Annotated in this window: 10 protein-coding genes; 6 read left to right on the plus strand and 4 right to left on the minus strand. The window is 71.1% G+C overall.

What is annotated here, in order from left to right; genetic code table 11:
• Window positions 1–291: 291 nt before the first annotated feature.
• On the minus strand, window positions 292–546 hold the full coding sequence (locus ACWFR1_RS32220) for a hypothetical protein (RefSeq protein ID WP_453557483.1): 255 nt from the start codon (window positions 544–546) through the stop codon (window positions 292–294).
• A 496-nt stretch (window positions 547–1,042) separates the two neighbouring features.
• Between ACWFR1_RS32220 and ACWFR1_RS32225 the strand changes: the two genes are divergently transcribed.
• Both ACWFR1_RS32225 and ACWFR1_RS32230 read left to right on the plus strand, forming a co-directional pair.
• Window positions 1,043–1,672, plus strand: a complete 630-nt coding sequence (locus ACWFR1_RS32225) for a response regulator (protein ID WP_453557555.1) — start codon at window positions 1,043–1,045, stop codon at window positions 1,670–1,672.
• Complete coding sequence (locus ACWFR1_RS32230) at window positions 1,669–2,790, plus strand: sensor histidine kinase (protein WP_453557485.1); 1,122 nt, start codon at window positions 1,669–1,671, stop codon at window positions 2,788–2,790. Before ACWFR1_RS32225 ends, ACWFR1_RS32230 begins: the two co-directional genes overlap by 4 nt.
• Before the next feature lie 514 nt (window positions 2,791–3,304).
• Here ACWFR1_RS32230 and ACWFR1_RS32235 read toward each other — a convergent pair.
• From ACWFR1_RS32235 to ACWFR1_RS32245, 3 genes are all read right to left on the minus strand, one after another.
• Window positions 3,305–4,483 carry an SGNH/GDSL hydrolase family protein gene (locus ACWFR1_RS32235; protein WP_453557487.1) on the minus strand — a complete coding sequence of 393 codons (1,179 nt, stop codon included), beginning with the start codon at window positions 4,481–4,483 and terminating at the stop codon, window positions 3,305–3,307.
• Window positions 4,484–4,649: 166 nt separating this feature from the next.
• The gene (locus tag ACWFR1_RS32240; RefSeq protein ID WP_453557489.1) at window positions 4,650–6,905 is read right to left on the minus strand and encodes a glycoside hydrolase family 3 C-terminal domain-containing protein; all 2,256 of its coding nucleotides are present in this window, start codon (window positions 6,903–6,905) and stop codon (window positions 4,650–4,652) included.
• A gap of 145 nt (window positions 6,906–7,050) precedes the next feature.
• Entirely contained in the window at window positions 7,051–8,856 is a 1,806-nt protein-coding gene (locus tag ACWFR1_RS32245; protein ID WP_453557491.1) for a substrate-binding domain-containing protein, read from the minus strand.
• Between the two features lie 166 nt (window positions 8,857–9,022).
• On the opposite strand from ACWFR1_RS32245, the gene ACWFR1_RS32250 reads away from it, so the two are divergent.
• From ACWFR1_RS32250 to ACWFR1_RS32265, 4 genes are all read left to right on the plus strand, one after another.
• On the plus strand, window positions 9,023–10,546 hold the full coding sequence (locus ACWFR1_RS32250) for an ABC transporter substrate-binding protein (protein ID WP_453557493.1): 1,524 nt from the start codon (window positions 9,023–9,025) through the stop codon (window positions 10,544–10,546).
• An 88-nt stretch (window positions 10,547–10,634) separates the two neighbouring features.
• The gene (locus tag ACWFR1_RS32255; protein ID WP_453557495.1) at window positions 10,635–11,576 is read left to right on the plus strand and encodes an ABC transporter permease; all 942 of its coding nucleotides are present in this window, start codon (window positions 10,635–10,637) and stop codon (window positions 11,574–11,576) included.
• Window positions 11,573–13,435, plus strand: a complete 1,863-nt coding sequence (locus ACWFR1_RS32260; protein WP_453557497.1) for an ATP-binding cassette domain-containing protein — start codon at window positions 11,573–11,575, stop codon at window positions 13,433–13,435. The genes ACWFR1_RS32255 and ACWFR1_RS32260 overlap by 4 nt, the downstream gene beginning before the upstream one ends.
• A 44-nt stretch (window positions 13,436–13,479) precedes the next feature.
• On the plus strand, window positions 13,480–14,334 hold the full coding sequence (locus ACWFR1_RS32265) for an ATP-binding cassette domain-containing protein (RefSeq protein WP_453557557.1): 855 nt from the start codon (window positions 13,480–13,482) through the stop codon (window positions 14,332–14,334).
• Window positions 14,335–14,421: the final 87 nt, after the last annotated feature.

The following is a 14,421-nucleotide window of genomic DNA, read 5'->3' on the forward strand; positions in this document are numbered from 1 at the left end:
CACAGATCTTCGTCCTCGTAGTAGGTCCGGAACCAGGTCGTCATGCCGCAATCCTGACCCACGACCTTGACCAAAGAGATAGGGGCACCCCCCCCCGCCGACCGGCCGGGACCACCCCGCCGACCGGCGGGCCGGCGCGGACGGGCTCAGAGGTGGCGGTCGATGGCGGGCAGGAGGTCTTGGAAGGTGGCCCCCAGAGGCGGGTTCGCCGATGGCGGTCAGCTGCCACGCCCCGTTGATGCGGGAGAGATCGAATCGCTGTACCGGGCGAACGCCAAGTACCGACCGGTTCTACTTGATGAGGGCGTTGGCCACCACGACCACAAGCCCGAGCAGCGCGTCCACCATGCCGATCCGCAGAGCAGAGGCCCAGGTGCGGCCGGCGGCGCGGGCCGCGAGCAGGCCCCAGGCGAACAGCAGGACCACGTTCACGGCGAGGACCACGTACTCGACGCCCTCCGAGGGCCACCATCCCCAGGCCGCGCCGAGCAGCAGGAGCAGCGTCGGTACCGTCGCCGCCACCAGCGGCCACTCGGACAGCAGCATCCGCACCCCGGCGCGTACGCCGTGGTGGGTCCGGTCGCCGCGCAGGGCGATCAGATGGGACGCGCGGCAAGGCGGCGCAGGGCACGGACGGACGGACGCAGGTATGAGCCGGGCATGGCGGGACGGTCCTCGAACGATACGGACATGGGCTGCGGCCCTCGGACTCGGCGCGGGGCCACGGACCGATCCCACGGTACGAGCACGACGGGCGCCATCCGCCGAGCCTCGCCCGCCGGCCTGCCGACCGGCCGGAGCGCACCCCCCGGCCGGCTGGAGCCGACCCGCCGGGTGTCCACAGTCCGTGGGTGATCACGTCACCGCGTACCCTGCCCGGCGTACGGTCGACGTCAGGCGAACCCGTACGAGCGCGCGGAGCACCGGGGTGGATGGGTCGCCGAGTAGCGGGACGCAGCAGAGCAGACGAGCGTGAGGCGGGACGCCGGTGATCCGGGTAGTAGTGGTGGACGACGAGGCCCTGGTGCGGTCCGGCTTCCAGATGATCCTGAACGCGTCCGACGGCATCGAGGTCGTAGCGACCGCCGAAGGCGCCCAGGCGGCCGACGTGATCCGGCGCGAGCTGCCGGACGTCGTACTCCTCGACATCCGCATGCCGGACGTGGACGGCCTGACCGTCCTGCGCCAGATCCAGGAACTGCGAGAACCGCCGCACGTGGCCATGCTGACCACCTTCGACACCGACGAGTACATCCTGACCGCACTGCGCTCAGGAGCCTCCGGCTTCCTCCTCAAGGACACCGAGCCCGAGCAGCTCGCGCAGCTGGTCCGCACCCTGGCCGCGGGAGGCGTCGTGATGTCCCCGAAGGCATCACGCGCGCTGCTCCGCAGCCACCCGGGGGCCGGCGCACCCCAGGACGCGGACGTCGCGCGCGTCGGCCTGCTCAGCGACCGGGAACGCGACGTCCTCGTCCTGGTCGCCGAAGGACTCTCCAACGCCGACATCGGCACCCGGATCCATCTGAGCGCGGGTACCGTCAAGGACCACGTCAGCTCGATCCTGACCAAACTGCGTGTCACCAGCCGCGTCCAGGCCGCACTCCTCGCCGAGCGGGCCGGACTGCTACTCGCTCACGAGGACGCCGACACGGCACGGGACAACGGGCGATGAGCTCGGGCCGGGCACCGTGGCGGCGGCTGCCGCCCTGGGCCGTCGACGCCGGCCTCGTGGTACTGGCCGCGCTCGACGCCTGGATCAACCTCCTGGGCGAGGGCACCCCTGTGATGTGGGCCTGCGCCGCCGCGGGCTCCGCCGGCCTGTTCCTCCGCCGGCGCTTCCCGCTGGCCGTCTACCTGCTGACCCTGCCCATGACCCTGTTCATGGATGTCGCGGTCGCGCCGATCGCCGCCCTGTACACACTCGCCGCGTCCACCCGCAACCGCCCTCTGCTCGCCGGCTGCGCCCTGCTGAACGCCACTGCGGCCACCCTCCTGTGGCCGCTGTCCGAGGCGTTCGACGGCGACCGGACGTGGACGCTCGTCCAGTTCGTCTACACACTGGCCACGGCTGTCGCCCCCGTCCTGTTCGGCCAACTCGTGCAGGCCAGGCACGACGTGGCCCGCCAGCTCGTCGAGGTCAAGGAGGCACGGGAACACGAACGCGCCCTCTACGCCCAGACCGTCCTCGCCCGGGAACGCGCCCAGCTGGCACGCGAGATGCACGACGTCGTCTCCCACCAGGTCAGCCTCATCGCCGTCCAGGCCGGAGCCCTGCAGGTCGCCGCGAAGGACCCCGACGCCCGCGAGGCCGCCCGCACCATCCGCACCCTGAGCGCCAACACCCTCGACGAACTCCGCCACATGGTCACCCTGCTCCGTGCCTCCGGCGGCAAGGCAACCGAACTCACCCCCCAACCCACCCTCGCCGACCTCCGGCAGCTCATCGCCAACAGCGGCATCGAGACCACCCTGACCGGAGAGCTTCCTCCCGGCATCAGCACCACCGCCCAGCGCACCATCTACCGCACGGTCCAGGAAGCCCTCACCAACGTGCGCAAACACGCACCCGGAGCCCGCGCCGACGTACGCCTGTGGCACGACGCGCACCACTTCGGCGTCACCGTCACCAACACCGCCCCCACCCGCCCGACCGTCGCCCTGCCCAGCGCCCGCCACGGCCTCATCGGCCTGAAAGAACGCGCCGAACTCCTCCACGGCACCCTCACCGCCGAGCCCACCCCTCAGGGCGGCTACACGATCGAACTGCGCGCCCCTGCCCGGACCGACTGACCGCGGCGTCTCGGCAAGCTCGCCGCCACTGCCACAAGCGCTCCTCGCCCGGGTGCTCTCGGGCGTGCCGCTGATCGCCCCGGCGGACCGTACCGACGGCAGCGTCCCGGCGAAGTTCACCGGTGGGCCGCGAATCCGGCCGCCTGCGACGATGCCGAAGGACCGGACATATCCGTCCGACTCCATCCGGCTGCGTCCCCCCTCGATCCCTCACGATCGAGGACCGTGCAGCGTTCGCTGCACCGCTGTCGCCGCGCTCCCCGCGCCCGCGGATCTCAGGTCGACTCCGCCCGCCCGCGGCCCGCCATCACTCTGTGGGCCTGCTGTAGGCCGTCCACACACCCGCCAGGCGTACTCGGCGGACGGTCACGCTACGTTCCCGGCCGCCAGCGGCGTGCTCGTCAGCGCGCGCCGGTCTCCGGTTCGGGTCGGGGCAGCTCGTCCAGGTCGAGCGTAAAGGTGCGGCCGAACGATTTGCAGTCCCCGAAGGTTCTCCGATACGGCACTGGCTTGGTCAGGCGGTGGTGAACGGGCCGTCGGCGGCGAAGGCCAGAGCGGCGAAGCGTGCGCCGATGCGGTGGTGGGCGGCGGCGTCCGGGTGGAGCTGGTCGGGCAACGGCAGCTCGGCGAAGTCGCCCTCGCCGTAGAGGCCGAGGCCGTCGAGGTGATGCAGGTGGGGGTCGGCGGCCGCCCGCTGCGCGACGATCCTGGACAGCTCGTCCCGGATGATGGTGAGTGTCAGCTTCCCGGCCGTGCGCTCGGCCGGGTCGCCGGTGGCCTGGAAGCGTAGTTCTCCGGCAACGAACGCGCTGACATCGACGGTCGTGGGGCCGGGCGTGTCCTCATGGATGGGGCAGTACAGCGGGGATACCACCAGGAGCGGCGTTGTGGGGTGGCCATCGCGGATGGTGTCGAGGAAGCCGTGGACGGCCGGAGCGAAGGCGCGCAGCCGCATCGCGTCGGTGTTCACCACATTGATGCCGACCTTGACACTGATCAGGTCAGCGGGGGTGTCGCGCATCGTGCGGGCGGTGAACGGGTCGAGCAGGGCGCTGCCGCCGAACCCGAGATTGACCAGGTCCACGCCACCGTGGGAGGCGGCCAGTGCCGGCCAGGTGGTCGTAGGGCTCGACGCGTCGGACCCGTGGCTGATCGAACTGCCGTGGTGCAGCCATGTCTTGCGGTTCCGGTCGGGCGTGGTTTCGACCGGAGCATCCGTGCGCAAGGCGACCAGTTCGGTGGTCTCGTTGTGCGGCAGCCAGATCTCGACGTCCTTGATGCCGTCGGGCAGCCCCGCGAAGGCGAGGGTGCCCACCGGGCCGGGCCGGTGCTCGGCGGTCCCGGTGGCCACGTCGATGGTCAAGGTGTTGCCGCCGGTCACGGTGGCCTGATGCGTGAGGCGGCCGTTGACGAGCAGGTCGTACACGCCGTCCGGGCGGGCCGGGGCCCCCGCGTAGACCCGCTTGGTGGGCAGCGTGTCCAGTTCGACAGCGGTCGCCCGGGTGCGGAAGACCAGCCGTACGCCGGACGGCTGGGCCTCAGCCATGGCCAGTTGGGCGTCGGAGCACTGGGCGCGCGCCCAGGCGGGCAGCCTGTGCGGCAGTACACCGTGCTGTGTCACCTCGAGATCGAGGGCACCGCGCAGGAGTTGTGCGGTGACGGGGGTGGTGATCCAGTGGTTCTGCGGGTGCATGTCGCCTACCTGGTCGTCGGAGTGTTTCGGGGCGCCCGGTGGGCGGGGCCGGCCGGAGCGGGGCGGGCAGCCCCGCAGGAGTGCGCCGAGGGCGTCCATGGCGACGGCGTCGCTGTGGGGAGGCCCGGCGGTCGGCCGTGATGGACCGGCCGCCGGGGCGCTGTTGTCAGGCCGAGGCAGTGGCTGCTTCGGCCGCCTTGAGGTACTCCTCCACCAGGGCATCCACCGCGTGCGTGTCGAAGGCCACGCCGAACGCGGCGATCTTGGCCAGCGGCATACCGCCGATGAGGGAGACGACGTCGCGGTCGGTGTCCATGGCCTTGATTCCCTCGTCGAGCAGCGGCCGGATGATCCCGGCGCCGATCGGGTGAGCGAGCCATTCGGCGAGGCTGGACATGCCGTCCAGCGGTCCGGGGATCTCGTCGCCGGGCAGGCCGACATCCTGCCGGGCCCGGATGTCGCGCGAGGAGAACCCCACGCGGATCTCCGCGTGGCCTGCCTCGATCTTCCAGCGGCGCTCGGCGGTCGACCAGAACGCGAAGGCGCGTTCGTCGAGGGTGACGGTCAGCGTGCGCGACTCGCCCGGGGCAAGGAACGCTTTGGCGAAGCCCTTGAGTTCCTGCACGGGGCGATCGACGGAGGACTCGGCGTCGTGCACGTAGACCTGCACGGTCTGGGCACCGGCGCGAACGCCGGTGTTGGTGACGGTGACCGCGACGTCGAAGGCGTTGGCGCGCACCGGCGTGACGGCCAGGCCGTCGATCTCGAAGGTGGTGTACGACAGGCCGTGGCCGAACGGGTAGGCCACCGGGGCGTCCAGGGTGTCGTAGTAGCGGTAGCCGACGTAGATGCCCTCGCTGTAGCGGACATGCTGTTCGCTGCCCGGGAATTGCAGGTACGCGGGGGTGTCCTGGAGCCGCAGCGGGATCGTCTCGGTGAGCCGTCCGGACGGCTCGGCTGCGCCGAAGAGCAGGTCGGCGGTCGCGGTGCCACCGGCCTGGCCCAGCAGCCAGCCCTCCAGCAGGGCGCGGGCCCTGTGCTGCCACGGGGCCGTCGCGACGGCGGATCCGTTGGAGAGCACGACGACGGTCTCGGGGTTCGCGGCGTGCACGGCCTCCAGCAGCGCCAGTTGATCGGCGGGCAGGTCGATGTGTGCGCGATCGTAGCCCTCGGATTCCGCGGTGGGCGGCAGGCCGAGGAAGACCACCGCAACGTCGGCGGCGCTGACGGCGCGGACGGCTTCGGCGACGAGCCCGGGGTCGGCGGCGCCGTCGAGGGTGAAGCCGGGGGCGAAGACGACGCGGTCGGCGCCGGCGAGTGCGGTGATCGCGTCCAGGGCGTTGTCGACGCGGTGTGGCACCACCTGTGAGCTGCCCGCGCCCTGGAACCGGGGGGTACGGGCGAACTCGCCTATGACGGCTATGTGTTCATTCCCATCGGGGTCGAGCGGCAGCATGGCGCCGTCGTTCTTGAGCAGTACCGCGCCGGCCAGTGCTGCGGTGCGGGCGAGTTCGTGGTGCGCGTCGGCGTCGTAGACGCCGCCATCGTTCCGAGCCTGGGCCGTCGCGTCCAGCAGCGCGAGGACCCGACGGGCCGCGGTGTCGACCTGCTCTTCCGTCAGCCGGCCGTCCGCGACGGCGTCGACGATGCGTTGGTCGCTGCGGGTGGGCGGCATTTCGATGTCAAGCCCGGCGGCCAGGGCCTCGACGCGGTCGGCGACCGCTCCCCAGTCGGATACGACGAGGCCCTCGAATCCCCATTCCCCGCGCAGGACTTCGCCAAGCAGCCACTGGTTCTCGCTGGCGTAGGTGCCGTTGACCTTGTTGTAGGAGCACATGACGGTGAGAGGCTTCGCGTGGGTGACGACGTGCTCGAAGGCGGGCAGGTAGATCTCCCGCAGGGTGCGCTCGTCGACATCGGCGCTCACCCGGAACCGGTCGGTCTCCTGGTTGTTGGCGGCGAAGTGCTTGAGCGACGCGCCGACGCCCTGCGACTGCACCCCGTGCACCCACGCGGCGCCGAACCGCCCTGACAGGAAGGGGTCTTCGGAAAAGTACTCGAAGTTGCGCCCGCACAGCGGGGTGCGCTTGATGTTGACGCCGGGGCCGAGCAGGACCGCGACGTTCCCGGCCCGGGTCTCCGCGCCGAGGGCTTCGCCGACGCGCCGGATCAGGTCGACGTCCCATGACGAGGCGAGCGCCACGGCGGGCGGGAAGCAGGTGGCGGGAAGGCTGGTGCCGAGGCCGACCGGGTCGGCGTCGGCAGGCTGCTTGCGCAGCCCGTGCGGACCGTCGGCGACCATCACCGAGGGGATGCCCGCGTCCTCGATGCCCTGAAGGTGCCAGAAATCCGCGCCCGACGTCAGAGAGGCTTTCTGCGCCAGAGTGAGATTGCGCGTACTGGCGGCAGGGGTGTCTTGCATGGCGGGGCTCCTTCGGATCACGACCGTACCCGGGCATGACGCGGCACGGCGGCAGGGCGGCAGGGCGGACAAAGGCCCGTGCCAGCCGTAATCGTTTACGATGCCATCGACCGGACGCAAGACCTCCCGACCGCGAGATTCCCCCTCAGACGAACCGGCAGGTGCTTTCCCGAACCACGAGTTCGGTGGGCAACAGCACGCGTGCGCCGCGCCTGTCGCGTCCGCCCAGGCACTCCAGCAGCAGCCGCGCGGCCGCCGCGCCGAGCCCCACGGACGGCTGCCGGACGGTGGTCAGCAGCGGCGCGACCAGCGACGCGAGTTCGTCGTCGTCGAATCCGATCACTGCCAATTGGCGCGGCACGTCCAGGCCCCGGGAGCGCGCGGCGGCGAGGACGCGGGCGGCCAGCCGGTCGTTGAGCGCGAAGATCGCGGTCGGCGGGTCAGGCGTGTCGACCAGCGACAGCGCCGCCTCGAAAGCACCAGCGGGGGCCGTGAAGGTGCAGTGGCGTACCAGCGTGGGATCCCAACCGATCCCGGTCTCGGCCAGAGCCGCGCGGACGCCTTCGAGCCGTTCGACGGTCGCCGGCAGGTCGGGCTCCCCGGCCACGATGCCGATGCGCCGGTGCCCCGATTCCAGCAGGTGTCGTGTGGCCGACGCGGCGCCGCCCACGTTGTCGCAGACGACGGTGGGCAGGTCGGACATCGCGGCGGGGTCGACCACGACGACCGGCTTGCCGGCGGTCGCGGACGCGGCGTACTCCTTGGGTGAGCCGGGCGGCAGCACCAGGATCGCGCCGTCGAACCCGTGTCGGCCGAGCTGCTCCAGGACCGGACGGACTCGCCCGCGGTGGCCGTGCGTGGTGCCGATGGCCAGGCTCTGTCCGTGCTCTTCGAGGACTTCCGCGATGCCCGAAAGGATGCGCGCGGTGTACTCGGTGGCGAGCCACGGGAGGGTGACCGCGATACGCCCGGTGCGCCCGGACTTCAGCGCCCTGGCCGTGGCGTTGCCGGTGAACCCGAGGCGGCGCGCTGCGTCCAGGACGGTCTCGCGGGTTGCCGCGGCGACGCCGGGTTTGCCGTTGAGCGCGCGTGAGACCGAGGCGATCGAGACGCCGGCGTCCTTCGCGATGTCCTGGATGGTCGGTTCGCGAACGGGCGGCACGGCCGGCGGCCCGGGTGGCAGCGGGACGTCCCGGGCGGTGGCCGTGAAGGCGGCCGCGGGTGTGGGTCCGGCCCCGCCGCCAGGCACCGCGTCCCCATCCGTGCTCGACGCGCCGCCTTCCTCCGTGTCCCTTGTGGGCGCCGGTCCGTCGGACGGCCCCCGCACGGCCTCCGTCCAGGCGTCTTCGGTCACCAGTGTCCGGAAGTACTTGGCGAGGTCGCCTGGCATGTCCACCGAGCCGGGGTCCAGCAGCCACTGGACCTGCAGGCCGTCCATCATGGCGATGGTCGAGCGCGTCGCGATGTGCGGCGTGACGCCGGGCCGCAGGCTGCCGGTCTGCGCCAGGAGTTCAAAGGCGCCGCCGAGGTACTCGCGGAACCATGCGTAGCGCTCCTGGAAATAGGCGTGCGCGGGATGTTCTGGCGAGGTCGCTTCGGCGGACAGCACGCTGAACAGTTCCACGACTCCACGCTGGGAGGCGTTGCGCTCGGCGAGCCGGACCAGCGACAGCAGCGCGCCCACGCCACGCAGTTCGTGCCCGGCCGAGAACTCCCGGTCGACCGCCTCGCGGTGCCGCAGGGCCTCGATGAGCAGCGCGCTCTTGGTGCCGAAGTGATGCAGCACGCCGGGTGCGGTGATACCCGCGAGCTTGGCGATCTCGCGCACGGAGCCGGACCGATAGCCGTCCCGTCCGAAGACCACGAGCGCGGCGTCCAGGATCTCGCGGCGCAGGATGACGCTCTTGCGGTAGGGGCCGCGCTTGTCCGAGGGGCGTTCCGGCTTGGTCATACCGTCATCCTTTCGCGTCCGGCCCGCTCATACCGTGGTGGGCCCTGCAAATGAAAGTCTATCGCTCGTTCAGATTTCGGTGTTAGCCTCACCGCCGCGCGGCCAGGCGACAGCCATACCGCGCCCAGGCGATCTCTGTGCGCCGAACCAGTGCGAGGAGCGAATCATGAAGCGATGGATCGGCCGCACCGCCGCCGCCACGGCGGTGCTGGCGCTGACGCTGTCCGGGTGTGGGGGCGGCGGAAACTCCGGCGGCGGTGCGCCCGGCGGCGGTACCGCACCGAAGCTGACAGTGGGCCTGCTGTCCGGACCGCAGAGCCTGTCGCCCACCGTGAGCATCACAGGTGGCGCGACGCTCTACTACACACCGGTCTACGACAGCCTCCTGCTACTCGGCCCGGACGGGACCCCCAAGCCGCTGCTGGCCACCGCATGGTCCTACAACCCCGAGCAGACGGTCCTCACCCTGACGCTGCGCGCGGGGGTGAAGTTCACCAACGGCGAAGCGTTCGACGCGGCCGCCGCCAAGGCGAACCTCGACCGTAACCTGAAGACGGGGGCCAACGCCCAGGTCATGACGGCCGTCCAGGACGTCGCCGCCCCCGAGCCCGGCAAGCTGGTGATCACCCTCGCTCAGAAGGACCCGGGGATCGTGGCGGCGCTGGCCTCCTCGGTGGCCTATATGCAGGCACCCGGCACGTTCGACGACCCCGGGTCCGCCACCAAGCCGGTCGGCACCGGGCCGTACACGCTGTCATCGTCCACGATCATCGGGTCGCAGTACTCCTACAAGCGCAACCGGAACTACTGGAACGCCGCCGCGGTCCGGTACGACGAACTGGACCTCAAGGTCTTCGCCGACCAGAACGCCATGCTGAACGCGGTCAAGTCCGGCCAGGTCAACGCCATCCAACTGCCCAACGGAATCAAGGACCAGGTCGCCGGCTCCGGCTGGAAGGTCAGCGCCCAGGAGCTGGACTTCGCAGGCCTGTTCCTCTTCGACCGCGACGGCCGCCTGAACCCCGCGCTCAAGGACAAGCGTGTCCGCCAAGCCATCAACCTGGCCGTCAACCGCGAGGCGCTGCTGAAGGCCGTGGTGTCCGGCATGGGCACACCGACCGCGCAGATATTCAACGACGGCAACGGCGGCTCGCTCGACCCGGCACTCGACACGCAGTGGGCCTACAACCCCGACCGGGCCAAGGCGCTCCTCGCCGAAGCCGGGCATGCCGACCTCAAGCTGGTGCTGCCGACTGTGGCGATCGCCAAGACCCTGATGGGTGCCGTGCAGCAGCAGCTCGGCGCGGTCGGCATCGAGGTCGAACTCAGGGACGCCGGGCCGAACTACATCACCGACATGCTGTCCGCCAAGTACTCCGCGTCGTACTTTCAGTTCCAGGCCGGTGACCCGTGGTTCATGATGCAGCTCCTGCTCCAGCCGCAGGGCGTCTTCAATCCCTTCCGGGTGAACGACCCGCGGTTGCTCGCGATGGTGGACCGGTACCGGACGAGCGACGCGGTGGCCCGACAGGCCGTACTCAAGGACATCAACGCGTACATGACCGACCAGGCATGGTTCGCGCCGTGGTATCGCGTGCAGACCGCCTGGGCCACCGACGCCAGGACCCGCGTCGAACTGGTCAAGGGCTGGGCCTCCCCGTACGTCCTGAACTTCGCGCCCCAATCCTGACCGCGCCGCGGGGCTGAACCATCCACCTCCCCGCCCGGGGCGCCGCGCGAAGCGCCCCGGGCGGACCGGCCGGAACGAGGAAAATCCAGTGCTCACCTACTTGTTGCGGCGACTGCTGTCCGGGCTCGTGATGCTCGGCGCGGTCACCGTGTCGACCTTCCTCCTGCTGTACGCCGGATCAGGCGACGTCGAACGGACGATCCTGGGCGAGAACGCGACTCCGGAGCAGGTCCGCCAGAAGGCCGCCGAACTCGGCGTGGACCGGCCAGTGGTCGCCCAGCTCACGGACTGGGTCTCGCACGCGGTACGGGGCGACCTCGGTCGCTCCTGGTTCAACGGCCAGGACGTCGCCGAGGGCATCACGAGCCGCTTCCCGGTCACCCTGTCGCTGATCGTCGGAACCACCGTCCTCACCGCGGTCGTCGCCGCCGTGCTCGGTGTCTGGGCCGGCACGCGGCGCGGTACCGCGGACCAGGTCGTGCAGACGCTCTCCGTCGCCGGCATCGCGCTGCCGCACTTCGTCATCGCGCTGCTGCTGGTGACCGTCTTCGCGATCCGCCTCGAGGTCTTCCCGGCCACCGGCTACACCCCGATCGCCGAATCTCCGCCCGGCTGGCTGGCGTCCATCGCTCTACCCGTCATCGCGTTGACCTTCGGCAGCGCGGTGATCGTCACCCAGCAGATCCGCGGCGCGGTGATCGATACCCTGCGCCAGGAGTGGGTACGCACGCTACGCACCCGCGGCCTCTCGTCCCGGCGCATCCTGTTCGTCCACGTCCTGCGCAACGCCGCCGGCCCCGCCCTGTCGGTGCTCGGGCTGCAATTCGTCGGCCTGATCGGCGGCGCGGTGATCATCGAGCAGGTGTTCACCCTCCCCGGCGTCAGCCAGTACACCATCACCGCCACCGTCGGCGGCGATCTGCCGGTGGTGATGGGCCTGGTCATCGTGTCCGCCGTCGTCGTCCTGATCGCCAATCTCGTCACCGACCTGGCCACCGGCTGGCTCAACCCGAAGGCACGGCGCGCATGAGCACGATCACCTCCCCGTCCGGACCGCCCGGGACTCCCGACACCGCCCCTCCCGCCCACGCGCCGCGCACCGGGCTCGCGCACCGTCTGCTGCGCAAGCCCCTTGCCGCGAGCACCATCCTGGTGCTCCTCGCCGCCGTCCTGTCCGCAGTGTTCGCGCCGTTGATCGCCCCGTACGGCAGGCGCGACGGCGACATCGCGCAGGCTCACCGGGACCCCGGCGGCGACCACCTGCTCGGCACCGACGCGCTCGGCACCGACGTCCTTTCGAACCTGCTGCACGCGGGTCGCTACAGTCTCTCCGGTGCCGCGCTCACCCTCGCGGTGGCCGCCGCGCTGGGTATCACCGCAGGTCTGGTCGCCGGCTACTTCCGAGGTTGGTTCGAGGCCGCCGCCACGTGGACGGTCAACCTGCTGCTGGCTTTGCCCGGCATGGTCATCCTGCTCGCGGCCCGCGCCGTGCTCGGCCCGGGGCTGTGGTCGTCGATGACCATCGTGGGCGTCCTGGCCTCGCCGGCGTTCTACTGGGTGGTCCACTCGTCGGTCCTGGCGGTGCGCCGAGAACCGTACGTCGACGCCGCACGAGTGTCCGGTCTCACCGACGCGCGGATCATCCGCCGCCACGTGCTGGCCGCGGTCCGGGCACCGATCATCATCCAGACCGCGGCGGTCGCCGGAGCGGCTATCGCGGTCCAGGCGGGCCTGGAGTTCATCGGCCTCGGCGACCCGAACATGGTGACGTGGGGCACGATGCTCAACGACGGCTTCAAGGGGCTGTACACGTACCCCTTGCTGCTCCTGTGGCCGAGCCTCATGGTCAGCACGGTCTGCGTCGCCCTCACCCTCCTCAGCGTGGCACTGCGCGACAGCGCCGGGGAGACCGCGTCGCCGCGCAAACGGTCCAAGAAGCCCGCGTTCCAGGGTGCTTCGTCGCCCCTGGAAGCCGCCGACGCCGACCCGGCGGGCGCCGCCGAGACTCTGCTCGCCGTACGCGGGCTCCGCATCGGGTACGCGCAGCCCGACGGCGGCGTCTCCGAAGTCGTGCGCGGCGTCGACCTGGACATGTGGCGCGGACGAATCCACGGCCTGGTCGGCGAGTCGGGTTCAGGCAAGACACAGACCGCGTTCGCGATCCTCGGCGTACTCCCGGACGGTGGCGAAGTCCTCGGCGGCTCCGTCATGTTCGCGGGCACACAGCTCGCCGGCGCCACGGAGCGCACGTACGCCCAGGTGCGCGGGCGCCGTATCGCGTACATCCCGCAGGAGCCGATGAGCAATCTCGATCCAGCGTTCACCGTCGGTTTCCAGCTCGTCGAGCCGATGCGCCGCATCCTCGGCCTCGGCCGTGCGGAGGCCCGCGACCGGGCGCTCGATCTGCTGAGCCGCGTGGGCATCACCGACCCCCGGCGTACGTACGCGTCCTACCCGCACCAGATCTCCGGCGGCATGGCGCAGCGCGTCCTGATCGCCGGTGCGGTCGCGTGCGACCCGGACCTGGTGATCGCGGACGAACCGACGACCGCGCTGGACGTCACCGTACAAGCCGAGGTCCTCGATCTGCTGCGCGACTTGCAGACGGAGCGAGGCATGGGACTGCTGCTGGTCACACACAACTTCGGCGTCGTGGCCGACCTGTGCGACCACGTGTCGGTGATGCGCCAGGGGCGGATCGTCGAGTCCGGACCGGTCGGCGACATCTTCCACCGTCCGACCCACGAGTACACGCGGTCGCTGCTCGCGGCCGGCGTTGACGGCGGGCCCGCCCGGGCCCCCCTGCGCGGGACCCGTACGGCCGCCTCCCTTCCTGCCCAAGCTCCGTCCGTGCCCACTGCACCCGTCCCGACCGAGGTGTCCGAGTGACCGCCGAACCCATCGAACCCGCCGAGCGCGGGGAACCGGCCCCCCTGACGACATCCGACGAGCCCGGCACGCCGCTCCTCGACGTCGCGTCGCTGCGCGTCGCCTATCCCGGGCGCGGGTTCAGGGCCCGACCCACCGAGGTGCTGCACGGCGTGAGCGTGTCCCTCGAAGCGGGCGAGACGCTCGGCGTCGTGGGCGAGTCGGGCTCCGGCAAGACCACGCTCGGGCGTGCGATCCTCGGGCTGGCGCCCGTCACCGGAGGGACCGTCACCTACGCGGGACGTGACATCACGCACGCGTCCCGGCGCGAGCGCCGGGACCTGGCCCGCGACCTCCAGGTCGTGTTCCAGGACCCCTACGGCTCGCTCAACCCGACCCACACCATCGGCGACATCCTCACCGAACCGCTCGTCGCGACCGGAGCCCTGACAGCTCGGGACGCCCGGGCGCGGGTCCGCGAGCTGCTGGATCGGGTGGCGCTGCCCGACGACGCCGCGCGACGCCTGCCTCCCGAGTTCTCCGGCGGACAACGCCAGCGCATCGCGATCGCCCGCGCGCTGGCGCTGCAACCACGCGTGATCGTCTGCGACGAGCCGGTCTCCGCGCTCGACCTGTCGACGCAGGCCACGATCCTCGAACTGTTCGTCCAGATCCAGGAGAGCACCGGGGTCGCCTACCTGTTCATCTCGCACGACCTGGACGTGATCCGGCACCTGTCGCACCGCGTGGCGGTGATGTACCAGGGCGAGATCGTCGAGACGGGCTCCTGCGACCGGACCACCAGCAACCCGCGGCACCCGTACACGCGGAAACTGCTGATGGCCTCGCCGATCCCCGACCCGGAACGCCAGGCCGAACGCCGCGCGGCCCGCAAGGCCCTCGCATCGCAGACGCCCTGACCTCGCCGCACGGCCGTGCGGCCGTGCGGCACCGGCAGCTTCACCTCGGCCCGCTTCAAGGCGCCCGTGAGGGTGGTCGGCGGCGGC

This window comes from Streptomyces sp. NPDC055103 (assembly GCF_053607625.1).

Coding starts and splice junctions, on each gene's coding strand:
- ACWFR1_RS32245 (WP_453557491.1), bottom strand. CDS start 8,856: ATGACCAAGCCGGAACGCCCCTCGGACAAGCGCGGCCCCTACCGCAAG.
- ACWFR1_RS32220 (WP_453557483.1), bottom strand. CDS start 546: ATGCTGCTGTCCGAGTGGCCGCTGGTGGCGGCGACGGTACCGACGCTG.
- ACWFR1_RS32240 (WP_453557489.1), bottom strand. CDS start 6,905: ATGCAAGACACCCCTGCCGCCAGTACGCGCAATCTCACTCTGGCGCAG.
- ACWFR1_RS32260 (WP_453557497.1), top strand. CDS start 11,573: ATGAGCACGATCACCTCCCCGTCCGGACCGCCCGGGACTCCCGACACC.
- ACWFR1_RS32230 (WP_453557485.1), top strand. CDS start 1,669: ATGAGCTCGGGCCGGGCACCGTGGCGGCGGCTGCCGCCCTGGGCCGTC.
- ACWFR1_RS32225 (WP_453557555.1), top strand. CDS start 1,043: ATGATCCTGAACGCGTCCGACGGCATCGAGGTCGTAGCGACCGCCGAA.
- ACWFR1_RS32235 (WP_453557487.1), bottom strand. CDS start 4,483: ATGCACCCGCAGAACCACTGGATCACCACCCCCGTCACCGCACAACTC.
- ACWFR1_RS32250 (WP_453557493.1), top strand. CDS start 9,023: ATGAAGCGATGGATCGGCCGCACCGCCGCCGCCACGGCGGTGCTGGCG.